The organism is Cellulomonas fimi, assembly GCF_012952065.1.
Taxonomy (GTDB): domain Bacteria; phylum Actinomycetota; class Actinomycetes; order Actinomycetales; family Cellulomonadaceae; genus Pengzhenrongella; species Pengzhenrongella fimi_A.
The window spans coordinates 46,757-70,028 of sequence record NZ_JABCJJ010000009.1 but is presented as its reverse complement, the minus strand read 5'-3'; the positions used below and the strand labels follow the sequence as shown (position 1 = coordinate 70,028).

Annotated in this window: 21 protein-coding genes; 6 read left to right on the top strand and 15 right to left on the bottom strand. The window is 73.2% G+C overall.

All coding sequences use genetic code 11. The features are described from left to right. Nucleotide 1: 1 nt before the first annotated feature. The 3 genes from HIR71_RS07940 to HIR71_RS07930 all read left to right on the top strand — a co-directional run bounded on the left by HIR71_RS07940 (nucleotide 2) and on the right by HIR71_RS07930 (nucleotide 2,305). Nucleotides 2-340 (top strand): hypothetical protein, encoded by a 339-nt coding sequence (locus HIR71_RS07940; protein ID WP_169324517.1) that lies wholly within the window; start codon nucleotides 2-4, stop codon nucleotides 338-340. Between the two features lie 78 nt (nucleotides 341-418). Next, entirely contained in the window at nucleotides 419-1,615 is a 1,197-nt protein-coding gene (locus HIR71_RS07935) for an LLM class flavin-dependent oxidoreductase (RefSeq protein ID WP_169324516.1), read from the top strand. 75 nt (nucleotides 1,616-1,690) lie between these two features. Next, nucleotides 1,691-2,305 carry an FMN reductase gene (locus HIR71_RS07930; protein ID WP_169324515.1) on the top strand — a complete coding sequence of 205 codons (615 nt, stop codon included), beginning with the start codon at nucleotides 1,691-1,693 and terminating at the stop codon, nucleotides 2,303-2,305. Here HIR71_RS07930 and HIR71_RS07925 read toward each other — a convergent pair. The 6 genes from HIR71_RS07925 to HIR71_RS07900 all read right to left on the bottom strand — a co-directional run bounded on the left by HIR71_RS07925 (nucleotide 2,260) and on the right by HIR71_RS07900 (nucleotide 10,205). After that, a complete protein-coding gene (locus HIR71_RS07925; protein WP_169324514.1) occupies nucleotides 2,260-3,189 on the bottom strand; it encodes a GNAT family N-acetyltransferase in 930 nt (309 codons plus the stop codon). The genes HIR71_RS07930 and HIR71_RS07925 overlap by 46 nt on opposite strands. After that, nucleotides 3,189-5,003, bottom strand: coding sequence for an aspartate--tRNA ligase (gene aspS / locus HIR71_RS07920; RefSeq protein ID WP_169324513.1), 1,815 nt, complete (start codon nucleotides 5,001-5,003; stop codon nucleotides 3,189-3,191). Before aspS ends, HIR71_RS07925 begins: the two co-directional genes overlap by 1 nt. Nucleotides 5,004-5,077: 74 nt before the next feature. After that, nucleotides 5,078-6,832 carry a GMC family oxidoreductase gene (locus HIR71_RS07915; protein ID WP_311836174.1) on the bottom strand — a complete coding sequence of 585 codons (1,755 nt, stop codon included), beginning with the start codon at nucleotides 6,830-6,832 and terminating at the stop codon, nucleotides 5,078-5,080. A gap of 19 nt (nucleotides 6,833-6,851) precedes the next feature. Next, nucleotides 6,852-7,940 (bottom strand): Rv2578c family radical SAM protein, encoded by a 1,089-nt coding sequence (locus tag HIR71_RS07910; RefSeq protein ID WP_169324512.1) that lies wholly within the window; start codon nucleotides 7,938-7,940, stop codon nucleotides 6,852-6,854. Between the two features lie 81 nt (nucleotides 7,941-8,021). Further along, on the bottom strand, nucleotides 8,022-9,422 hold the full coding sequence (gene hisS, locus HIR71_RS07905; RefSeq protein WP_169324511.1) for a histidine--tRNA ligase: 1,401 nt from the start codon (nucleotides 9,420-9,422) through the stop codon (nucleotides 8,022-8,024). A gap of 6 nt (nucleotides 9,423-9,428) precedes the next feature. Further along, nucleotides 9,429-10,205: an MBL fold metallo-hydrolase gene (locus tag HIR71_RS07900; protein ID WP_169324510.1), complete on the bottom strand. Its 777-nt coding sequence runs from the start codon at nucleotides 10,203-10,205 to the stop codon at nucleotides 9,429-9,431. A gap of 157 nt (nucleotides 10,206-10,362) precedes the next feature. Here HIR71_RS07900 and HIR71_RS07895 point away from each other — a divergent pair, with 157 nt between their 5' ends. The 3 genes from HIR71_RS07895 to HIR71_RS07885 all read left to right on the top strand — a co-directional run bounded on the left by HIR71_RS07895 (nucleotide 10,363) and on the right by HIR71_RS07885 (nucleotide 13,452). Further along, a complete protein-coding gene (locus HIR71_RS07895; protein ID WP_169324509.1) occupies nucleotides 10,363-11,121 on the top strand; it encodes a peptidylprolyl isomerase in 759 nt (252 codons plus the stop codon). Beyond that, complete coding sequence (locus tag HIR71_RS07890; protein WP_169324508.1) at nucleotides 11,118-12,749, top strand: DUF349 domain-containing protein; 1,632 nt, start codon at nucleotides 11,118-11,120, stop codon at nucleotides 12,747-12,749. The genes HIR71_RS07895 and HIR71_RS07890 overlap by 4 nt, the downstream gene beginning before the upstream one ends. Nucleotides 12,750-12,843: 94 nt before the next feature. Next, nucleotides 12,844-13,452: a hypothetical protein gene (locus HIR71_RS07885; protein ID WP_169324507.1), complete on the top strand. Its 609-nt coding sequence runs from the start codon at nucleotides 12,844-12,846 to the stop codon at nucleotides 13,450-13,452. On the opposite strand, the gene HIR71_RS07880 is transcribed toward HIR71_RS07885, so the two are convergent. From HIR71_RS07880 to HIR71_RS07840, 9 genes are all read right to left on the bottom strand, one after another. Then, a complete protein-coding gene (locus tag HIR71_RS07880) occupies nucleotides 13,449-15,794 on the bottom strand; it encodes a RelA/SpoT family protein (protein WP_169324506.1) in 2,346 nt (781 codons plus the stop codon). The two genes, HIR71_RS07885 and HIR71_RS07880, sit on opposite strands and share 4 nt — an antisense overlap. Nucleotides 15,795-15,926: 132 nt before the next feature. After that, on the bottom strand, nucleotides 15,927-16,469 hold the full coding sequence (locus HIR71_RS07875; RefSeq protein ID WP_169324505.1) for an adenine phosphoribosyltransferase: 543 nt from the start codon (nucleotides 16,467-16,469) through the stop codon (nucleotides 15,927-15,929). Between the two features lie 5 nt (nucleotides 16,470-16,474). Continuing rightward, nucleotides 16,475-17,581, bottom strand: a complete 1,107-nt coding sequence (gene secF / locus HIR71_RS07870) for a protein translocase subunit SecF (RefSeq protein ID WP_169324504.1) — start codon at nucleotides 17,579-17,581, stop codon at nucleotides 16,475-16,477. Then, nucleotides 17,581-19,437 carry a protein translocase subunit SecD gene (secD, locus tag HIR71_RS07865; protein WP_169324503.1) on the bottom strand — a complete coding sequence of 619 codons (1,857 nt, stop codon included), beginning with the start codon at nucleotides 19,435-19,437 and terminating at the stop codon, nucleotides 17,581-17,583. The genes secF and secD overlap by 1 nt, the downstream gene beginning before the upstream one ends. A 92-nt stretch (nucleotides 19,438-19,529) precedes the next feature. Further along, the gene (gene yajC / locus HIR71_RS07860) at nucleotides 19,530-19,934 is read right to left on the bottom strand and encodes a preprotein translocase subunit YajC (protein WP_311836173.1); all 405 of its coding nucleotides are present in this window, start codon (nucleotides 19,932-19,934) and stop codon (nucleotides 19,530-19,532) included. A gap of 107 nt (nucleotides 19,935-20,041) precedes the next feature. Then, nucleotides 20,042-21,112, bottom strand: coding sequence for a Holliday junction branch migration DNA helicase RuvB (gene ruvB / locus HIR71_RS07855; protein ID WP_169324502.1), 1,071 nt, complete (start codon nucleotides 21,110-21,112; stop codon nucleotides 20,042-20,044). Nucleotides 21,113-21,116: 4 nt separating this feature from the next. Continuing rightward, entirely contained in the window at nucleotides 21,117-21,746 is a 630-nt protein-coding gene (gene ruvA, locus HIR71_RS07850) for a Holliday junction branch migration protein RuvA (RefSeq protein WP_169324501.1), read from the bottom strand. A gap of 124 nt (nucleotides 21,747-21,870) precedes the next feature. Next, a complete protein-coding gene (ruvC, locus tag HIR71_RS07845) occupies nucleotides 21,871-22,443 on the bottom strand; it encodes a crossover junction endodeoxyribonuclease RuvC (protein ID WP_169324500.1) in 573 nt (190 codons plus the stop codon). A gap of 66 nt (nucleotides 22,444-22,509) precedes the next feature. After that, entirely contained in the window at nucleotides 22,510-23,271 is a 762-nt protein-coding gene (locus tag HIR71_RS07840) for a YebC/PmpR family DNA-binding transcriptional regulator (RefSeq protein WP_169324499.1), read from the bottom strand. Nucleotide 23,272: the final 1 nt, after the last annotated feature.

Sequence of the window (23,272 nt, the reverse complement as noted above, 5' to 3'; positions counted from 1 at the left end):
CATGGTGCCCCCGCTGCGCGTCGGTCACGTCGGCTCGGTCTGGGCCTACCGCACCCGGCTGGGCGTCGCGGGCCTGCTCAGCCTCTACACGGTGCTGCTCGCGGCCGCCATGGCGCGGGCGGCGATCCTCGGTGGGGGTCCGGACCTCGCGTGGACGTTCTTCGGCTCGGGAGTGCTGCTGCTCGCCCTGTGCCTCGTCCTGCCGCGCGCGTGGCGGTGGGCCCTCACCACGAAGCCTCGCGTCCCGGCGCCCGTGCTCGACGCCGACGCCGATGCCGACCGCGAGCCGCCGCGGCACCTGGGACTCAGCGGAGACGTCGAGCCGCCGACGCGCTGGTGATCGCGGAATAGACCGCGCAGGCTCCTCGTTACCCACCGATGTACATGCATTCGCATCGACTTCTCGAGGGGCGCAGCCATGCAGTTCGGCATCTTCACGGTCAGTGACGTCACGACCGACCCGACCACCGGTACGACGCCGGACGACACCCAGCGTGTGCGCTCCATCCTCACGATCGCCCAGCACGCGGACCAGGCCGGGCTCGACGTGTTCGCGACCGGCGAGCACCACAACCCGCCGTTCGTGGCCTCCTCGCCCACGACGATGCTGGGCTACCTGGCCGGCACCACCGAGAACATCGTCCTGTCGACGGCCACGACCCTGATCACGACGAACGACCCGGTGAAGATCGCCGAGGACTACGCGATGCTCCAGGTCATCACGGACGGCCGGATGGACCTCATGATGGGTCGCGGCAACACCGGCCCGGTCTACCCGTGGTTCGGCAAGGACATCCGCCAGGGCATCAACCTCGCGATCGAGAACTACGCGCTGCTGCGACGCCTGTGGACCGAGGACGTCGTGGACTGGCAGGGCAAGTTCCGCACCCCGCTGCAGGGCTTCACCGCGACCCCGCGCCCGCTCGACGGCGTCGCGCCCTTCGTGTGGCACGGCTCGATCCGCAGCCCCGAGATCGCCGAGCAGGCCGCCTACTACGGCGACGGGTTCTTCCACAACAACATCTTCTGGCCCGTCGAGCACACGAAGACGATGGTCGAGTACTACCGCAAGCGCTTCGAGCACTACGGCCACGGGGCCGCCAACCAGGCGATCGTCGGCCTCGGCGGGCAGTTCTTCGCCCGGAAGAACTCCCAGGACGCCGTCCGCGAGTTCCGGCCGTACTTCGACAACGCGCCCGTCTACGGCCACGGCCCCTCGATGGAGGACTTCACCGCCCAGACGCCGCTCACGGTCGGCAGCCCGCAGGAGGTCATCGACCGCTACGCCACCATGCGCGACGCCGTCGGCGACTACCAGCGTCAGCTCTTCCTGATCGACCACGCCGGGCTGCCGCTCAAGACCGTGCTCGAGCAGATCGACATCCTCGCCGAGGAGATCGTGCCGGCGCTGCGCGCCGAGCTCGAGGCCAAGCGCCCCGCCGGTGTGCCGTCGAACCCGCCGAGCCACGCCGAGCGCGTCGCCCAGGCGCGAGCCGCCGGCACGGCGGGCGACCAGCACGTCGCAGGTGACGACCACTGGACGGGCAAGACGGCCGAGGACGACACCGCGGCGGCCGACAAGGTCTCCCGCGCCGGCGCCGCGTTCGGCCTCTGAACTCCCGCCGTACCCCGACTTCCGCAGCACCACCCGCACCCCACGCCTCGCACGACGCACCAGGAAGCAGACACCATGAGCGACCGCACGATCGCCGTCATCTCCGCCGGCCTCAGCCAGCCGTCGTCCACCCGCATGCTCGCCGACCGGCTTGCCCAGGCCGCCGTCGCCGAGCTCGAGGCCCGTGGCCTGACGGCCACGGTGCAGACCGTCGAGCTGCGCGACGTCGCGCACGAGATCATGAACGCGATGCTCACCGGGTTCCCGAGCGGGGACCTGCGGGGCGTCCTCGAGCAGGTGACGCGAGCCGACGGGCTGATCGCCGTCACGCCCCTGTTCACCACGACCTACTCGGGCCTGTTCAAGTCGTTCGTCGACATCCTCGACAAGGACTCGCTCACCGGCATGCCCGTGCTCATCGGCGCGACGGGCGGCACCGCGCGGCACTCCCTCGCGCTGGAGTACTCGATGCGGCCGCTGTTCACCTACCTGCGGGCGGAGGTCACGCGCACGTCCGTGTTCGCCGCGACCGACGACTGGTCGGGCCAGGACGACGTCAACCCGCTGCCCGACCGCATCCGCCGCGCCGGGCGCGAGCTGGCCGAGCTGGTCGCCGAGCAGGAGAACGCCGGGCCTGCCGACCTCTACGCCGACGCGCCGTCGTTCGGCGAGCTGCTCGGACGCCTCTGAGCAGCGCCGCCTGAGCGGTGCGGCTCGCGGGACGGGCGGCGGCTCGAGAAGGCGTGCCGCTGCTCGAACCCGAGCCGCTCGTAGACGCGCCGCGCCGCCTCGTTGTCGGCGTACATGCCGAGGGTGACCATCGGCGCACCGACGGCGGGCCGCAGCTCGAGGCAGTCGCGCACCGCGGCGCGCAGGACGGCGGCAGCCAGCCGTCGACCGCGTCGGCGGGGGTCGACGCCGAGCGAGACGAGGTGCGGCGCCAGCCCCGGCGCGAAGCGCATCGCACCGACGACCGCGACCAGCCTCCCGGCCTCGCGCGCACCCCACCAGCCGAGCAGCCGCGGGTCGTCCGGTGCGGTGCTGGCCTCGGGGTGCCCGACGGCGAGGAAGTCGCGGACCTCGGCGACAGTGCCGGGACCGTCCGCGAGCCGCTCGGCGACGGCGTGCCCGGGATCCGCGCCGGCGAGCGGACGGTCGACCCAGAACCAGTCCCAGTCGGACGCGGGACCGTCGAGGTGGCGGAGCACGGCGGCGGCGTCCGGGTCGAGCCGCTCGGATGCACCCCGCGCCAGGGTCGCGAACCGGACCGACGCCAGCAGCGCGGCGTCGTGGACGGCTGCCTCGCCGACCAGCTCGGCCAGCCGGTCGGCCGCGCCGATGCCGACGAGCCCGGGTGGGCGCCCGGCGCCGTCGACGACCGCCAGCAACGCCGTGTCGTCGGCCCAGGCCGCGAGGACGCCCGCGGCGGCGAACTCCCCCACCAGGTACGGCTCAGTGCACCACGGCTCGGGCAGGTCGTGCACCGTGCGTGCGGCGACGGCACGTGGACCACCGCCGCCCGTACGCGACGCGCTCGCGCCGCCGACCGCACCCCGCTCGCTCGAGCCCCGCATCACTCCGTGGCGCGCGCTGCCGTGACGACCGTCCGGGGATCCTCCACCGCCGACGCCGCAGGCTTGGGCGCGACGTCCACACCCGCCTCACGGCGCTGCTGCGCCGTGATCGGCGCCGGTGCCCCGGTGAGCGGGTCGTACCCGCCGCCGGACTTCGGGAACGCGATGACCTCGCGGATCGAGTCCGAGCCCGTCAGGAGCGCGAGGATGCGGTCCCACCCGAACGCGATCCCGCCGTGCGGCGGCGCGCCGAACGCGAAGGCGTCGAGGAGGAACCCGAACTTCTCCTGCGCCTCCTCGGGCCCGATGCCCATGACGTCGAACACCCGCTCCTGGACGTCACGTCGGTGGATACGGATGGATCCGCCGCCGATCTCGTTGCCGTTGCACACGATGTCGTAGGCGTAGGCGAGCGCGCTGCCGGGGTCCGACTCGAACCGGTCGAGCCACTGCGGCGTGGGCGACGTGAACGCGTGGTGCACCGCCGTCCACGAGCCACCGCCCACCGCGACGTCGTCGTCCTCGCCGGTCGGCTTGAACAGGGGCGCGTCGACGACCCACACGAACGACCACTCGGTCTCGTCGATGAGGCCGCACCGGCGGCCGATCTCGAGGCGCGCCGCACCCAGGAGCGCACGCGCGTCGGCGACCTTGCCGGCCGCGAAGAAGACGCAGTCCCCCGGCTGCGCGCCCACGGCAGCCACGAGGCCCTCGCGCTCGGCGTCCGAGAGGTTCTTGGCGACGGGTCCGCCGAGCTCGCCGTCGTCGGAGACCGTCACGTACGCGAGCCCCTTGGCGCCGCGCGACTTCGCCCAGTCCTGCCACGCGTCGAACGTGCGCCGCGGCTGCGACGCCCCACCGGGCATGACGACGGCGCCGACGTACGGCGCCTGGAAGACCCGGAACGGGGTGTCCTTGAAGTACCCCGTGAGCTCGACGAGCTCCTGGCCGAAGCGCAGGTCGGGCTTGTCGGAGCCGTACCGCGCCATCGCGTCCGCGAACGTCATGCGCGGGACGGGGGTCGGGATCGTGTACCCGACGAGCTCCCAGAGCGCCACGAGCACGCGCTCACCGACGGCGATCACGTCGTCCTGCTCGACGAAGCTCATCTCGACGTCGAGCTGCGTGAACTCGGGCTGGCGGTCGGCGCGGAAGTCCTCGTCGCGGTAGCAGCGGGCGATCTGGTAGTACCGCTCCATCCCGGCGACCATGAGCAGCTGCTTGAACAGCTGCGGCGACTGCGGGAGCGCGTACCACGAGCCGGGCGACAGCCGCGCCGGGACGATGAAGTCGCGCGCGCCCTCGGGCGTCGACCGGGTCAGGGTCGGCGTCTCGATCTCGACGAACTCCTCGGCGTCGAGCACCCGGCGCGCCGCGGCGTTGGCCTTGGCCCGGAGGCGGAGCGCGTGCGCGGGCGCGGGGCGGCGCAGGTCGAGGTACCGGTACTTGAGGCGCGCCTCCTCGCCCACGGCCTCGTCCGACGCCGCGGAGACCTGGAACGGCAGCGGAGCCGACTCGTTGAGCACGACGACGTCGCTCGCCACGAGCTCGATCTCGCCGGTCGCCAGGTTGGGGTTCTCGTTGCCCTCGGGACGGCGCCCGACCTCGCCGGTCACCTGCAGGACGTACTCGTTGCGCAGCCCGTGCGCGACCACCTCGTCACGGATCACCACCTGCGCGACCCCGGACGCGTCCCGCAGGTCGATGAACGCCACCCCACCGTGATCCCGGCGCCGGTCGACCCAGCCCGTGAGCGTGACGGTCTGACCGATGTGCTCGGCTCGCAGCGAGCCGGCGGTGTGGGTGCGAAGCACGAAGGAGGTCCTTCCGGGGAGGTGCACGGCTCGGGTCGCGAGCACGGGAGGGCGCTGGACGCGCCCGGACGATCCTAGTGGGTGGTCCGCAGGGCGCCACGAGCACCGGCGGGGACGGCCGGCCGGTGGGGCGGCACGGGTGCGAGCCGCCGGTACGGGGAGCCCTGGACCGGCCGCGGGTCCGGCTCACCGGCCACGGGCCACAGCGACGCGGCGCGCTCCGCCTGCGCCGTGATGGTGAGCGACGGGTTCACGCCGAGGTTCGCCGTGACGGCCGCGCCGTCGAGGACGTGCAGCGTGGGGTAGCCGTGGACCCGCTGGTACGGGTCGAGCACGCCCTCGGCCGGCGTCGCGCCGATCGGGCACCCGCCGAGGAAGTGCGCCGTCATTGGCATGTTGACCAGGTCGCCCCAGCTGCCGCCCGCGATCCCGTCCAGCTCCTCGGCCATGAGCTCGGCCGCCCGGTTGCCGGCCGGGATCCACGTGGGGTTCGGCTCCCCCGCGCCCTGCCGGCTCGTGAGCCGACGACGCAGCGGATCGCGTCGCCGGCGCCACCGGCCGGCGCCGCGCCCGCCGGCGAGCGACGTGGTCAGCGAGTTGTCGAGCGCCTGCATGACCAGCGCGATCGTCGTGCGCTCGCTCCAGCGGTAGGGCGCGAGCGTCCGCAGCGTCGTGACCGGTCGGCGGCGCAGCTCGCGCACGTAGCCCGCGAGGATGCTCCGCCACCTGCGGGAGCGCGGCGCCCCGGCCGTCAGCACCGTCTGGAGCAGGGCCATCGCGTTCGAGCCCCTGCCGTAGCGGACGGGCTCGACGTGCGTCGTCGGGTCGGTGAAGAAGGACGACGTGATCGCCACCCCCCGGCTGAGATCGCGCGCCGGGTCGACGCGTGGGGCGCTCGCCCCGAGGAGCGCCTCCGAGTTCGTCCGGGTCAGCTCGCCCAGGCGCGGTGACAGCCCGGGCAGGCGCCCTGCCGCGCGCATCCGGTGCAGCAGCGTCTGGGTGCCGTACGTCCCGGCGGCCAGGACCACCTGGTCGGCCCGCCAGACGGTCCGGCCGCGCAGCCCCTGCGCTCCCCCGCTCGGCCGCGACACGACCGTCCAGGTCCCGTCGGCCCGCGGCACGACCTCCGTCACCGTCGTCAGGGCCACGACCCTCGCGCCTGCGCGCTCCGCGAGGTGCAGGTAGTTCTTGGTGAGCGTGTTCTTGGCGCCCACGCGGCAGCCCGTCATGCACGCGCCGCACTCGGTGCACCCGGTGCGCGCGGGCCCTGCGCCACCGAAGTACGGGTCCGGGACGGTGACGCCAGGGGCCCCGAACAGCACGCCGACGTCCGCGGGCCTGAACGTGTCGGCACACCCCATGCGCCCCGCGACGGTCAGCATGAGCCTGTCGGCATCCGTCGTCGTCGGGTTGGTGGTCACGCCGAGCATCCGGCTCGCCTGGTCGTAGTGCGGCGCGAGCTCCGCCTCCCAGTCGGTGATCGAGCCCCACGCCGGGTCCGTGAAGAAGGGCCGCAGCGGCCGGTACAGGGTGTTGGCGTAGACCAGGGAACCGCCCCCGACGCCCGCCCCGGCGAGGACGAGCGAGTCCCGGAGCAGATGGATGCGCTGGATGCCGTAGCAGCCCAGCCGCGGCGCCCACAGGAAGGTCCGCAGGTGCCAGGAGGAACGGAACTCGTGGTCCTCGAAGCGCCGACCGGCCTCCAGGACCGCGACGCGGTACCCCTTCTCGGTCAGCCGCAGCGCCGCGACCGAGCCGCCGAACCCCGAGCCGACGACGAGCACGTCGACGTCCAGGTCACCCTGGTCGCCGGTCCGGGGCTCGGTCACCTGCGCATCGTGGCACACCTCAGAACAGCGTCGGCTGGGGCGCGGCCGCCACGGCCTCGGGCCCGACGACGATGCTCCCCGTCGGGTAGCTGCCCTCCTCCGGGCGGAGCGCGCCGCCGGACCGGCGCTGCGCCGGTGACCGCTCAGCGCGAGACGCGAAGCCGTGACGGCTCAGGAGCGGCCGGACGCGGGCCCAGAGCCAGTCCTTGTACTCCGTCGGGACGTAGGCGCCATGCCCGTAGAGCCGGCGGTACCGAGCGACGAGCTCGGGGTGCTCGCCGGCGAGCCACTGGAAGAACCAGGGCTTCACGGAGCCCCGCAGGTGCATGGGCAGCACGGTCGCGCCGGTCGCGCCGGCCGCCGCGAGCTCGCCGAGCAGCGCCTCCAGGTGCTCCTCGGTGTCCGTCAGCCAGGGGATCACGGGGGCGACGAACGCCCCGCACGGCAGCCCCGCCTCGCGCACGGCGCGGACGAGCTCGAGCCGAGCCTTCGCCGTCGGCGTCCCCGGCTCGATCGACTGCTGGAGGTCGTGCTCGAGGACGGCGAGCGAGACCCCGATGCCGACGGGGACCGCACGCGCCGCCTCGGCCAGCAGCGGAAGGTCGCGGCGCAGCAGCGTTCCCTTGGTGAGGATCGAGAACGGCGTGCCCGACGCCGCCAGCGCCTCGATGATCCCCGGCATGAGGCGGTACCGGCCCTCCAGCCGCTGGTACGGGTCGGTGTTGGTGCCCAGGGCGACGTGCTCGCGCCGCCAGCCGGCCCGAGCGAGCTCCACCCGGAGCACCTCGACCACGTTGGTCTTCACGACGATCTGCGTCTCGAAGTCCCGGCCCGCGCCGAGGTCGAGGTACTCGTGCGTCGGCCGCGCGTAGCAGTACGTGCACGCGTGCAGGCACCCGCGCGACGGGTTGACCGTCCACCGGAAGGGCATGCTCGACGACTCGGGCACCTTGTTGAGCGCGCTCTTGCACGCCACCTCGTGGAAGGTCACCCCCGCGAACTCCGGCGTCCGGACGCTGCGGACCAGGCCGGCCAGCTGCAGACCCGGGAGCGCCCCGTCGCCCCCGACCGGCGCCGCCGCATCGACCCGCTGCCCGTCCCACCGCACCGGATCATTCGAACACGCGTTCGATCGACGGTCAAGCACGGCGCGCCGCGGGACGTGGCTCGGCGGGAGGGTGGCGACCGGTCAGACCGCCTCGGCCCGCGGCCAGAGGTCCTCGGCGGGCGGCTCCCACGAGGCGGCGTCGGCCTCGACCTGCTCGCCCGACCGGATGTCCTTGACCTGGTCGGCGACCGCCTCCACGGGCGACCCGTCCTCGGCGACGCCCGCAGGACGGCCCGGGAACCACACGAAGGGCACGCCCCGCCGGTCGGCGTACTTGATCTGCTTGCCGAACTTCGCCGCGGTCGGGGCCACCTCGACCGGGATCCCCCGTGCCCGCAGGGCTGCCGCGGCGCGGTCGGACGCGGCGCGCGTCTCCTCGCTCGTCACCGCGACGACGACGGCGCTCGGCACCGCCCGCGTCGCGCGCACGAGCTCGGCGCCGAGCAGCCGCGAGACCAGTCGCGAGACGCCGATCGACAGACCCACGCCCGGGTACGTGTGGACCCCGTCCGACGCCAGCGTGTCGTAGCGGCCGCCCGAGCAGATCGACCCCAGCTGCTCGTGCCCGACGAGCACGGTCTCGTAGACCGAGCCCGTGTAGTAGTCGAGGCCCCGGGCGATCTTCAGGTCGGCGACGACGACCCCGGGCGCCCTCTCGGCCGCGGCCGTCACGAGCGCGCCGAGCTCGTCGCACCCGGTCTCGAGCAGGTCCGACACCACGCCGTGGTCGGCCGCGAGCTGCCGCACCCGCTCGACCACCCCGGCGTCGTCCCCCGAGATGCCGGCGAGCTCGAGGCACGCGGCGGCCTGCTTCTCGGTCGCGCCGGACTCGGCGACCAGCAGCGCCGCGACGGCGTCGGGCCCGATCTTGTCGAGCTTGTCGATGCTTCGCAGCACCCCGTCGACGTCGTCCAGCCCCAGGCCGCGGTAGAAGCCCTCGGCGACCTTGCGGTTGTTGACGAGGATCCGCACCTCGGGCATCCCGAGGTCGGTGAGCGAGCCGAGCGCCTCGGCGATGACGAGCGGCAGCTCGACCTCGTAGTGGTAGGGCAGCTCGCCGACGCCGACGACGTCGATGTCCGCCTGGACGAACTCGCGGAACCGGCCGTCCTGGGGCCGCTCGCCCCGCCACACCTTCTGGATCTGGTAGCGCTTGAAGGGGAACGCGAGGTGACCGGCGTTCTCGAGCACGTACCGGGCGAACGGCACCGTGAGGTCGAAGTGCAGGCCGAGCTGCCCCTGCCGGTCCGCGCCGTCGGCCCCCTCGGCGTCGTCCTCCTGGAGCCGGCGCAGCACGTACACCTCCTTGGACGTCTCGCCCTTGCGCAGCAGCTGCTCGAGCGGCTCGACGGCACGGGTCTCGATCCCCACGAACCCGTGGAGCTCGAACGTGCGACGCAGCGAGTCGAGGACGTGCTGCTCCACGAGACGGCCGGCGGGCAGCCACTCGGGGAATCCGGACAGCGGGGTGGGACGGGCCATGGGGCCTCATCCTGCCAGGAAGGGATTCCGATCGAGCTCGAGGCCCACGCTGCTGGCCGGCCCGTGCCCGGGGAGCACGAGCAGGCTCGGCGCCAGCGTCACGACGCGCTCGGCGAGCGTCCGCTCCATCGTCGGGCCGTGCCCGCCCGGCAGGTCCGTCCGGCCGATCGACCCGGCGAACAGCACGTCACCCGTGAAGGCCGTGCCGGTCACCCCGGTCACGGCCTCGGCCGGGGTACCGGGCGGGAGCACGCTCGTCGGGCTCGGCACCCCGGCGGCGAGGAAGAGCGAGGCGCCCTGCGTGTGCCCGGGCGCGTGCACAGCCGTCAGGGGAGCACCTGCGAAGAGCGCGCCGTCGAGCTCGAGCGCCACGCCCGACGCCGTCGTGTCGGCGAACGTCTCGACGCGCACCGGCGTGCGGTACTCGTCCGGCCGGAGCCCGGCGGCCATGAGCGCCTGGGCCAGCGGCCCGTGCGCGTCGTGGCCGGGCCGACCCAGACCGAGCGAACCGAACGGGTCCGCGAGCCGGTACGCGTCGGCCGCATGGACGTGGAGCGCGACGCCGAAGGCGTCCACCAGCTCGCCCGCACCCCACGTGTGGTCGACGTGACCGTGCGTCGCGAGCACCGCCACGAGGCGCAGACCGCGCCCGACGACGACGTCGTGCAGCCGCTCCGCGATCCCGGCGCCCACGTCCACGACGACGCACGAGACGTCGTCGTCAGCGACGACCACGTAGCAGTTGGTGCCGAACACGGGGGCGACCGCGGTGAGGACCTCCATCGCGCCAGGCTAGCCGCGCGGGTGACGACGCCGATGACCCGCCCGGACCGCCCGCCCGGCGCGCGGCGGAAACGGCCATGCGGTTGCCTAGACTGACCCCCGGTCCCGGACGCCGCCGTCGAGCTCGCGTCCTGCACCCACCAGCGAAGGAGTTCGGTTGTCCCCCAGCAAGCGGGAACGCGAGTACGCGCGGCGTCGGTACGAGCGGTACCAGCAGCACCAGGCTGCCGCGCGGGCCAGGCGGCAGCGTCAGCGCCAGGCCGCCGGGGCAGCCCTCGCCGTCCTGGTCGTGCTGGTCGCGGCCACGCTGGTGGTGCTGACGCTCCAGCGCAACGGCGACGACACCACGGGAACGACACCCTCGGGCACCGCGAGCCCGAGCCAGACCTACACGCTGCCCGACCCGTCCACGGCCGAAAGCCGCACCTGGACCGGCACCATCACCACGACGGCGGGTGACATCGGGATCGAGCTCGACGGCGCGGCGGCGCCCCAGGCGGTTGCGTCCTTCGTGAGCCTCGCGCGTCAGGGGTACTTCGACGGCACGGCGTGCCACCGGTTGGTCACGGGCGGCATCAAGGTGCTCCAGTGCGGCGACCCGACCGGCACCGGGCAAGGGGGCCCGGGCTACAGCTTCGGGCCGATCGAGAACGCCCCGGCCGACGACGTGTATCCCGCCGGGACCATCGCCATGGCGCGGGTCGGCAACGACGCGAGCTCGATGGGCAGCCAGTTCTTCCTCGTCTACGAGGACTCGACCATCCCGTCGGACCAAGCGGGCGGCTACACCGTCTTCGGCCAGATCACGTCCGGCCTGGACGCCCTCCAGGCAGTCGCGGACGCCGGGGTACAGGGCGGGGCGACCGATGGTCTCCCCGTCACCGACGTCACCATCCAGGGAGTTGAGACCCAGTGACCGAGAACAGCACCGGCACCGCCGGACAGGTCGAGCCCGACGACTCCCCGGACGTCGAGCCGACGTCCTCCGACCGCACGCCCGACCCCGCCGTGACGTCGGCGGACGGGACGGACCCCGCCGACGCCGAGCCGACGGACCCCGCCGACGCCGCGCCGACGGCTCCCGATGGCACCGAGCCCGCTGAACCGGCCGCACCCGCACCCGCCGCACCCGCACCCGCACCCGCTGCCGCCGCGCCGCGCCCCGTGCCCCGGCCGATCCCCCGCCCCGTCCCGCGCCCTGCGCCCGCTCCGACCGCCGGCCAGGAGGCGGCCGCACGGACCCCGAGCGCCGCGTCGGCACCGGTCGCTCCTCCGCTCGACGCGGCCGAGTCCGCCGCCGCGGCCGCCTTCGGTCGCGTGGACGAGGACGGGACGGTGCACGTCCGCGAGTCCGCAGGCGAGCGGGTGGTGGGTCAGTACCCGGGAGCGAGCCCGGACGAGGCCCTCGCTCTCTACGTCCGCCGCTTCCTCGACCTCCAGGCGAAGGTCGTGCTGTTCGAGGCGCGCCTCGGGGTCGCCGACCTGTCGGTCAAGGAGATCGACCAGACGATCGCGAAGCTCGTCGAGGAGGTGGCCGAGCCCGCTGCCGTCGGTGACCTCGACGGCCTGCGTGCGCGCCTCGACGGCCTCCGCGCCGTCGCAGCCGAGCGTCGGGCGGTGCTCGACGCCGAGCGTGCCGCTGCCAAGGAGGCCGCGGTCGCAGCCCGCACGGCGATCGTCGAGGAGGCGGAGAAGATCGCCGGGACGGACCCCGAGAAGATCCAGTGGCGTCCGGCGGGTGAGCAGCTGCGCACGCTCCTCGAGCAGTGGAAGGAGGCGCAGCGTACGGGCCCCCGGATCGACCGTCCCACCGAGGAGTCGCTCTGGAAGCGCTTCAGCCACGCCCGCACCTCGTTCGACCGTGAGCGTCGCCACTTCTTCGCCGAGCTCGAGAGCCGCAACACGGCGGCTCGCGCCGCGAAGGAGTCGCTGGTCGCCGAGGCCGAGGCGCTCTCGACGAGCACCGACTGGGGCGCGACGGCCGCCGCGTACCGCGACCTGATGGCACGGTGGAAATCGGCCGGCCGCGCGAGCCGCAAGGACGACGACGCCTTGTGGGCGCGGTTCCGAGGCGCCCAGGACGCGTTCTTCGCCGCGCGCGACGCCGCGTCGGCGGCCACGGACAGTGAGTTCCAGGCGAACCTGGCCGTCAAGGAGCAGCTGCTGGTCGAGGCCGAGAAGCTCGTGCCCGTGAAGGACCTCGGCGCCGCGAAGGCGGGGCTGCGCGACATCCAGGACCGGTGGGAGGCGGCCGGCAAGGTGCCGCGCGGCGACATCCAGCGTGTCGAGGGCCGGCTGCGCGCCGTCGAGACCGCGGTCCGGGAGGCCGACCAGGCCGCGTGGAGCCGGGGCAACCCCGAGACGCGGGCGCGGGCCGAGGGGGCAGCCGCGCAGCTCGAGGCTGCCATCAGCGGCCTCGAGGCGGACCTCGCGGCAGCGAAGGTGGCCGGGAACCAGCGCAAGATCGCGGAGGCCCAGGAGGCGCTGGACGCGCGGCGCGCCTGGCTTGAGCAGGTCCAGCGCGCGGCTGACGACCACCGCTGATCCCTCCGCCCCCAGCCACACTCGTCGTCGGAGGCCGTCCACAGGCGCCCGGCGTCCCGAGCCCGTCTGCCGACGTGATCGGGATGCTGGGGCCATGGAGGTCAGCACCCTTGCCCGGCTGTGGCCGGCGATGCCCGTGGCGCCCGACTGGCTGCACACGTCCGACGTCGGCGCGGTGCCCTGGCAGGTCCTCGTCCGGGAGAGCGTCATGCTGCGCGTCTGGGACGAGGTCGCGGTCGCCGCCGACCGCGACGAGACCCCAGGGCTCCGTGCTGCGTCCGTCCTGCCGCTCGTGCCCCGACGTGGCGTCGTCGGCCGTGCCGCTGCGGTCTGGGTGCACGCAGGAGGGCCCCCGCCTGCCAGGGTCGACGTGCTCGTGCCTCCCCGCACCCGCCGGCCAAGCCCCCACCCGCTGCGGGTTCCTCACGAGTGCGCACTCGCGGACGGGGACGTCGTGGAGCTCGGTCCGGTCCGGGTGACCACGGTCGCGCGCACCGCCGTCGACGTCGCGCGATGGTCTTCCCGGGACGTCTCGGCTCGGCTGCTCGAGCGGCTCGCGACCCACGCCGGGCTGGACGCCCGGGGTGCCGTCCGGCTGCTCGACGACCTGCCCGGCCATCGCGGCACGCAGGCGGCGCGCGAGGCGCTGCTCGACGTCGCGGCGCGGGTCGCCGACCAGGCCGACGGCGAGGCGCTCGCCTAGGTGGGCGGCGCCGGCGCGGGCGCCGCATCGGCCCGCGAACCCGTGAGCCGGTAGACGTCGAAGACGCCCTCGACCTTCCGGACCGCCGACAGCACGGACGCCAGGTGGCCCGGCTCCGCCATCTCGAAGACGAACTTCGAGAGCGCCACGCGGTCCCGCGACGTCGAGACGCTCGCCGAGAGGATGTTGACGTGCGAGTCCGACAGCACCCGCGTCACGTCGGAGAGGAGCCGGCTGCGGTCGAGCGCCTCGACCTGGATCTGCACGAGGAACATCGAGCTGCCGCCCTGGGTCCACTCGACCTCGACGATCCGCTCGGGCTGCGCCCGCAGACCTTCCGCGTTCACGCAGTCGGTGCGGTGCACGCTCACCCCGTCACCCCGCGTGACGAAGCCCATGATGTCGTCGCCCGGGACCGGCGTGCAGCAGCGGGCGAGCTTGACCCAGATGTCGTCGATGCCCTTGACCACGACCCCGGGATCGCCGGTCCGTACCCGGCGCGCGGTCCGGCCCGGGCGCGCGGTCTCGGCGATGTCCTCCTCGGCCCCGGGTTCGCCGCCCATCGACTGCACGAGACGCTGGACCACGCCCGCGGCGGAGACCTGGCCCTCGCCGATCGCGGCGTACAGCGCGGACACGTCGGCGTGCCGCATCTCGTGCGCGAGCGCGACGAGCGCCTCGTGGGACAGCAGTCGCTGGATCGGCAGGTTCTGCTTGCGCATCGCCTTCGCGATGGCGTCCTTGCCGTGCTCGATCGCCTCCTCGCGCCGCTCCTTCGAGAACCACTGGCGGATCTTGTTGCGCGCGCGCGGGCTCTTGACGAAGGTCAGCCAGTCGCGGCTGGGGCCCGCCGACTCCGACTTCGACGCGAGCACGTCGACGACGTCACCGTTCTCGAGCGCCGAGTCGAGCGGGACCAGTCGGCCGTTGACGCGCGCCCCCATCGTGCGGTGCCCGACCTCGGTGTGGACCGCGTACGCGAAGTCGACCGGCGTCGAGCCCGCAGGCAGCGCGATCACGTCGCCCTTGGGCGTGAAGACGTACACCTCCGCCCCGGCGATCTCGAACCGCAGGGAGTCGAGGAACTCCGACGGGTCCGCGGTCTCCTTCTGCCAGTCCACGAGCTGGCGGAGCCACGCCATGTCGTTCCCGGCGGAGTCCGTCACCTGCCCACCGGGGTGCTTCGCGGTCTCCTTGTACTTCCAGTGGGCCGCGACGCCGTACTCCGCGCGACGGTGCATGTCGTGCGTGCGGATCTGGATCTCGACCGGCTTGCCGCCCGGGCCGATCACGGTCGTGTGCAGCGACTGGTAGAGGTTGAACTTCGGCATGGCGATGTAGTCCTTGAACCGCCCGGGCACCGGGTTCCAGCGCGCGTGCAGCGCGCCCAGGGCCGCGTAGCAGTCGCGGACCGAGTCGACGAGGACCCGGACCCCCACCAGGTCGTAGATGTCCGCGAAGTCGCGACCGCGGACGATCATCTTCTGGTAGATCGAGTAGTAGTGCTTCGGGCGCCCGGTCACCGAGGCCTTGATCTTCGCGGAGCGCAGGTCCGCACCGACCTGCTCGCGGACGACCGCCAGGTACTCCTCGCGCGCGGGCGCCCGCTCGGCGACGAGGTGCACGATCTCGTCGTACACCTTGGGGTAGAGCGTCTGGAACGAGAGGTCCTCGAGCTCCCACTTGATGGTGTTCATGCCGAGCCGGTGCGCCAGCGGCGCGTAGATCTCCAGGGTCTCGCGGGCCTTCTTCTCCGCCGACGACGCCGCCACGAACCTCCACGTGCGGGCGTTGTGCAGCCGGTCGGCCAGCTTGATCACGAGGACCCGGATGTCCCGCGACATCGCCACGACCATCTTGCGGACGGTCTCGGCCTGCGCGGCGTCGCCGTAGACGACCTTGTCGAGCTTCGTCACGCCGTCGACCAGCATCGCGACCTCGGCACCGAAGTCGGTCCGCAGCTGGTCGAGCGAGTACTCCGTGTCCTCGACCGTGTCGTGCAGGAGTGCCGCCACGAGCGTCGGGGTCGTCATGCCGAGCTGGGCGAGGATCGTGGCGACGGCGACCGGGTGCGTGATGTAGGGATCACCGCTCTTGCGCTGCTGGCCGCGGTGCGCCCGCTCGGCGACCGCGTACGCCTGCTCGATCGCGGCGAGATCCGCCTTCGGGTGGTTGGTCCGGATGGCCTGCATGAGCGGCTCGAGCGCGGGCGTCCCGCCGCTGTTGCGCGTGCCGAACCGGACCAGCCGCGAGCGGACCCGGCTGCCCGTGGGCCCGCCGTCGGACGGCGCACCGGAGGTGACCGGCGCGTCGGCGCGCGCCGTGCGCGTCTCCTCGCTCATGCGACCTCCCAGCCTGCGGCGGCACCCCGCCCTGTCCGACGTCCAAGTCTACGACCGCTTCGATGCGGCCGAGCGGGCACCCAGCCGCGCGCCCGGCCGGCAGGAGCGGCACCGGGGCCGACCGTACGCGGCTCAGGGCACGGTGAGGATGACGTCCACGGGCAGGCCGTCGAGCCGGGCCCGACCGCCCAGGGACGTGATCTCGAGCAGGAACGCGAGGCCGGCGACGACGGCACCTGTGGTCCGCAGGAGCGTCGCAGCCGCCGCAGCGGTTCCCCCCGTCGCGAGCACGTCGTCCACCAGGAGCACGCGCGCGCCGGCCGGCAGGTTCCCGGGCTGGAGCTCGACGGTCGCGGAGCCGTACTCGAGGTCGTAGGACGCCGACACCGTCGGGCCCGGGAGCTTGCCCTCCTTGCGGATGGGGAGGAAGCCGACCCCCAGCGCCGTCGCCACGGGTGCACCCAGGATGAAGCCGCGCGCCTCGATCCCGGCCACGAGGTCGACGCCGCCGGCCGCGCGCGCCAGTGCGGCCAGGTGCTCGACGACGTCGGCGAACGTCGGCGCGTCGGCCAGCAGGGGGTTGATGTCCTTGAACCCCACGCCCGCGAGCGGGAAGTCGGCGACGTCGCGGATGAGCCGAGCGCACCGCGCCGCCAGCTCGGTGGACTCCAGCACCACGTCTACTTCCGGCCGGACTTGCGCCGCTTCGGCTGGGCCGCCGTGCCGAGGTGCTGCCCGGGCAGCAGCTGCGTGGCGTACCCGGTGGTACCGGCCGCCATCGCCGGCGTCGCGCCGCTCTGCGTGGTGGCCGGGCCCCCGCGCAGCGACAGCACCTTCTTCGTGTGCGCGACGACCTTGGGCTCACGCTCGCGCAGGGTCACCTCGAGCGGGGTCGCGAGGAACACCGACGAGAACGTCCCGACGAGCATGCCGACGAAGAGCGCGAGCGCGATGTCGCGCAGGGTGCCCGCGCCGAGGATGAAGGCCCCGACGAACAGGATGGCGCTCACCGGCAGCAGCGCCACGACGGACGTGTTGATCGACCGGACGAGCGTCTGGTTCACCGCGAGGTTCGCCTGCTCGCCGTACGTCGTCCGCGACTGGTCGAGCACTCCCGCGGTGTTCTCACGGACCTTGTCGAACACGACCACCGTGTCGTACATCGAGTACCCGAGGATGGTCAGGAAGCCGATCACGGTCGCCGGCGTGACCTCCCAGCCGACCAGCGCGTAGATGCCGACGGTGATCACCAGGTCGTGGAAGAGCGCGAGGAGCGCCGCCGCCGCCATCCGCCAGTTGCGGAAGTAGATCGTCATGACGACCGAGACGAGCGCGAGGAACACGACCAGACCGGTGACCGCCTTGCTCGAGACGTCGGCGCCCCACGTCGGGCCGATGAACGAGCTCGTGACCTCGCCGACCGGCACGTCGTACGCCCCGGCGAGCGCCCCGCGCACCTGCTCGACCTCGTCGTTCGTGAGCGTCGCGGTCTGGACCCGGATCGCCGACGCACCCACCGTGCTGACGCGCGCCTCCTCGTCGGCGGCGACCGATCCGACGGCGTCGATCGCGGGCTGCTGCTCGAGCGTCGAGGCGCCCGAGACCGTGAACTGCGAGCCGCCGCGGAACTCGATCCCGGGGTTGAGGCCCTTCACCAGGAGGAGGGCGGCGGACGCGAGGACGAGCGCGACGGCGATCAGGTACCAACGACGCCGCAGGCCGACGATGTCGTACGAGCGACGACCGGTGTACAGGTCGTTGCCCCACTGGGCGAATCCGGAGGCCATCAGGGCTCGTTCCTCTCGGCGCGACGATCGGTGTCAGAGGTCGGGGTGTCGTCGCCCGGCGATCCGGTCTCTGGTTCGGCACGTTCGCTCGCCCGCTGCGCGGCGCGCTGTGCTGCCCGGCGCTCGGCGATGGTCTGCTTCGGACCCTCCGTCCCGAACGCACCGCCCGCAGCGGCGCCGACGGAGACCCGCTCGGCCGGCCGCTGCCCGGTCGGGGTGGGCGCCCCCTCGTCGGCCTCCGTGCGCTGTCCGACCGGAGCGGCCCCGGCCCGGCCGGGAGTCACCACGCGGCCTCGACCGGCGTAGTGCGTGCCGCGGGCGCCGAGACGACGCGGGTCCAGCCCGGAGAACCGGTGGCCCTGACCGAAGAACTTCGTCCGCGCGAGCAGCAGCATGACGGGGTGCGTGAAGAGGAACACCACGAGCAGGTCGATCAGGGTCGTCAGGCCGAGCGTGAACGCGAACCCCCGGACGCCGCCGACGGCCAGGAAGTACAGCACGATCGCCGCGAGGAAGTTCACGGCGTCGGAGGCGAGGATCGTCCGGCGCGCGCGCTCCCAGCCCTTGTCGACCGCGTTGACCAGCGTGCGACCGTCGCGCAGCTCGTCGCGGATGCGTTCGAAGTAGACGATGAACGAGTCCGCGGTGATGCCGATCGCCACGATGAGCCCCGCGACGCCGGGCAGGCTCAGGCGGTAGCCCTGGAGCCAGGACAGCAACGTGATCACGCCGAAGGTCAGGATCCCCGCGATCAGGAGGGAGAAGACCGTGACCATACCGAGCGCGCGGTACTGGAAGAGCGAGTAGACGACGACGAGCGCGAGCCCGATGACGCCCGCCAGGAGCCCACGCTGCAGCTGCTCCGACCCGAGCGTCGCGGAGATCTGCTCCTCGCTCTGGACCTGGAACGTGAGCGGCAGGGCGCCGAAGTTGAGCTGGTTCGCGAGCGTCGCGGCGCTCTCGCGGTTGAACGTGCCCGAGATCTCGGCCTTGCCGTCCGTGATGATGACGCCGGGGCTGAGCGACGGCGCCGAGATCACGAGACCGTCGAGCACCATCGCGAACTGGTTCTGCGGCGGCTGGAGGCCCTGCAGGCGCGTGGTGACCTCGCGGAACTGGCTCGTGCCCGCGTTGTTGAACTCGATGTTCACGACCCACTCGTTCGTGGTCACACCGGTCGACGTGACGCCCAGGCCGGACGTCGCGCTCTGGAGCTCGCCGCCCTCGATCTCGACCGGCCCGAGCACGTACTTCGCCGTGCCGTCGGTGTCACAGGTCACCAGCGCCTGGTCCGCGGGCCCGCTCTCGCCGCCGGTGAGGTTCTCCGGGGCCGTGCAGTCGAGGGCGTTGAAGGCCGCGAGGACCTCGTCGGTGAGGTAGAACTCGGCGTCGCTCGGCGAGTCGGGGGCGGCCTTCGGGGTCAGCGGCTGCGCGTCGGCCGGCGGCTCGACCGGCCCCGGCGCCGTGACCGCGAGCACGGGACGGAAGCGCATCTGCGCCGACGTCCGGACGAGGTCGAGCGTCTCCTTGCTCGGCTCCCCCGGAAGGGCCACGACGATGTTCCGTCCGCCCTGGCTCGTGATCTCCGCCTCGGCGACACCCGACGAGTCGACGCGCTGCCGGATCACCCGGATCGCCTCGTTGATGGTCTCGCTGGTGATCTGGTCGTCGGCTGTCGTGGCGACCGGCGTGAGGATGAGCTGCGTGCCGCCCTCGAGGTCCAGGGCCAGCTTCGGCGTGAGCGCCGCGTCGGAGAACTGGTTCCCGGCCACGAGCGATCCGAAGACCGCGGCGATGAGGACGCCGAGGAACACCAGCGTCCGGACGGGCCGGGAGCGGCGGGGAGATGCGGCCAACGCGGTGTCTCTTCTCGTGCGCGCACCGCTCGCCGACGGCGAGCGGTGGGGGGTGTGCGGGCGGGCCGTCCGGGCGGACGACGCCGGTCAGCTCACTTCTTGTCGGGGTCCTCGTCCTCGCGCGTTGCGGGCATGGTCGAGAGGTCGTCGGGAACGGCGATGACGCGGTCGCCCTCGACCGTCGCCTCACCCTCGGCGAGCTCCGCCTCGTCGTCCGTCGTGCCGGCGACCGGCGGCTCGACGACCTTGGCGATCGCCGCGCGGATCCAGCGGGTGCGGTTGCCCGGCGTCGACTCGAGCGTGATCACGTCGTCCTCGACCTCGACCACCGTCCCGTACAGGCCCGACCCGGTCATGACCTCCTGGCCCACCTCCAGGTTCGCGCGGAAGTCGGCGGCCGCACGCTGCTGCTTGCGCGTGCGGCTCGTCATGAGCCACATCGCGCCGAAGGCGAGCGCGAGGATGATCAGAAAGCTCGGGTCCATTGCTTGTCTCACGATCTCTAGATTGCGACCGCGCAAGTCTAGGTGACCTGGACCGGCCTACCTAACGGGTCGATGCGGCCGTTCGTTCCGTCGGAACGACGGGACCCGTGCACGTCCGGTCATCCGAAGAGCGTCCCGCTCGGCGCAGGCGGCGTCAGCCCGAGGTGCTCCCACGCCGCAGGCATCGCGACCCGTCCACGCGGGGTGCGGCCCATCAGGCCCTCACGGACGAGGAACGGCTCGGCGACGGTCTCGACGGTCTCGGGCTCCTCCCCCACGGCGACCGCCAGGGTCGTGAGCCCGACCGGACCGCCGCCGAACCGCGTGCAGAGCGCCCTGAGCACACCGCGATCGAGGCGGTCGAGCCCGAGCGCGTCGACCTCGTAGACCTCGAGCGCGGCACGGGCGGCCGCGAGATCGAGCCGGCCGTCGCCCCGGACCTGAGCCCAGTCGCGGACCCGCCGCAGCAGCCGGTTCGCGATCCGCGGCGTCCCGCGCGAGCGCGTCGCGATCTCGGCGGCGGCATCGGCGCGCAGCTCGACGCCGAGCAGCCCGGCGGACCGGACGAGCACCTGCTCGAGCTCGTCCGTCGCGTAGAAGTCGAGGTGCCCGGTGAACCCGAACCGGTCGCGCAGCGGCGCCGGCAACAGCCCCGCGCGCGTCGTGGCGCCCACCACGGTGAAGGGAGGCAGGGCAAGCGGGATCGCACTCGCGCCGGCGCCTTTGCCGACGACGACGTCGACCCGGAAGTCCTCCATCGCGACGTACAGCAGCTCCTCGGCCGGGCGCGCGAGGCGGTGGATCTCGTCGAGGAAGAGCACCTCGCCCTCGTCGAGCGACGAGAGGACCGCCGCCAGGTCACCCGCGTGCTGGATGGCCGGTCCCGAGGTCACCCGCAGCGGTCGCCCGATCTCCGCGGCGATGATCATCGCGAGGGTCGTCTTGCCCAGACCCGGTGGCCCCGAGAGCAGGACGTGGTCCGGAGCACGACCGCGACCGAGCGCGGCCTCGAGCACGAGCGAGAGCTGGTCACGGACGACGCGCTGTCCGACGAACTCGTCGAGCCGACGCGGTCGCAGCGCGGCCTCCGCGGCGCGCTCCACGTCGTCCGCCCCCGGGCGCACCACGCGCTCGGTCGTCACGGCGTCGTCGTCCTCGGGACTGCCCCACGCGGGCGTCGTGTCCGTCATCGCCTCAGCCACGGCCCGCGCCGAGCGCCCGGAGCGCCGCCCGCAGGACGGAGGCGACGTCGAGATCCGACCCAGGGTCGCTGACCGTCGCGTCGCCGTCGAGCACCCTCGTGACGGCGTCGTCCGCGGCCTTCGCGTTCCAGCCCAGTCCCACGAGCGCCTCGACGACCTCACCGCGGCGATCGGTGACGGGTCCGCGACCGGGCGTGGCGCCGTCGGCGCCTGTCCCGCGCGGCGCGCCGAGCCGGTCGGCGAGCTCGAGGACGACGCGCTGGGCACCCTTGTGCCCGATCCCGGGGACCCGCTTGAGCGCCGCGAGGTCCTCGGTCGCCACGGCGCGCCGTAGGCCGTCCGGCGTGTGGACGGCGAGCATCGCCAGCGCGAGCCGCGGCCCGACCCCCGACACCGTCTGGAGGATCTCGAACACCTCGCGCTCGTCCGCGTCCGCGAAGCCGAACAGCGTGAGCGAGTCCTCGCGCACGACCAGCGAGGTCGCCAGCTCGGCCGTCGCACCGACGCGCAGGCCGGCCAGCGTCGTCGGAGTGGCCTGGACGAGCATCCCGACCCCGCCGACCTCGACGACCGCGGCGTCGAGCCGCACCGACTGCACCGAGCCGCGCACCGAGGCGATCACTCCACGTCCTCCCGAACACCTGTACGAACCCCCGACACCGTAACAACGCGCACGACGACGCGAGGACCCGACGCGCCGAGGCACGGGCCACCCGGGGGTCGCCTGCACAAGGACGAGAGGGCCGTCAACCGCGCGTCGGCCTACGGGCCGCGTGCTCGGCGGCCGCCCAGGCACGTTGGGCGGCGGTCATCGCGCCGAGCGGACGGTGCGGCGCGGCCAGCGCACCGGCCGGGCGCCACAGGTGGCAGATCGCCAGCGCGAGCGCGTCGGCGGCGTCGGCCGGCCGAGGAACCTCCGTCAGCCCGAGGATGCGGGCGACCATCGACTGGACCTGGGCCTTCTCCGCGCGACCGGACCCCGTGACCGATGCCTTGACCTCGCTCGGCGTGTGCAGCGCGACCGGGATCCGGCGTCGGGCCGCGGCCAGCATCGCGATGCCCGCCACCTGAGCCGTCCCCATGACCGTGCTCACGTTGTGCTGGGCGAAGACGCGCTCGACCGCGACGACGTCGGGCGCCTGCAGCTCGAGCCACTCGTCGATCTGCTCGGCGATCGCGAGCAGGCGCAGGTCGATGTCGTCGGCGGCCGAGGACCGCGCGACGCCGACGGCGACGAAGCGCGCACGCCGACCGGGCAGCGACTCGACGACACCGAGCCCGCACCGGGTCAGGCCGGGGTCGACTCCGAGGACACGCACGCCGTCATCGTCGCAGGGAAGGCCGCCCCGGCTGCGGAGCCCGCGCCGGAGTCGCCACGACGTCCGCTACTCCGCGTCCTCGAGCTCGGCGAGCACCTCGTCCGGGGCGTCGAAGTTCGCGTAGACGTTCTGCACGTCGTCGCTGTCCTCGAGCACGTCGATGAGCCGCATGATCTTGCGCGCGCCCTCGACGTCGACCTCGACCTGCACCGCGGGGACGAACTGGCTCTCGGCGGAGTCGTAGTCGATGCCGGCGTCCTGGAGGGCGGTCCGCACGGGCACGAGGTCCGTCGCCTCGGAGATCACCTCGAACGCGTCCCCGAGGTCGTTGACCTCCTCGGCCCCGGCGTCGAGCACGGCGTCGAGCACCGCGTCCTCGGTGAGGTCGCCCTCCTTCGGCACGAGGACGACGCCCTTGCGCGAGAACAGGTACGCGACCGAGCCCGGGTCGGCCAGCGAGCCGCCGTTGCGCGAGAACGCGACGCGCACGTCCGAGGCCGCACGGTTCCGGTTGTCGGTCAGGCACTCGACGAGGACGGCGATGCCGCCCGGGCCGTACCCCTCGTACATGATCGACTGGTAGTCGGCGCCGCCGGCCTCCTGGCCGGACCCGCGCTTGACGGCGCGGTCGATGTTGTCGTTCGGGACCGAGGACTTCTTCGCCTTCTGGACGGCGTCGAAGAGGGTCGGGTTCCCCGCCAGGTCACCGCCACCGGTGCGCGCCGCGACCTCGACGTTCTTGATCAGCTTCGCGAAGAGCTTGCTCCGCCTGGCGTCGACGACGGCCTTCTTGTGCTTGGTGGTGGCCCACTTGGAGTGACCCGACATC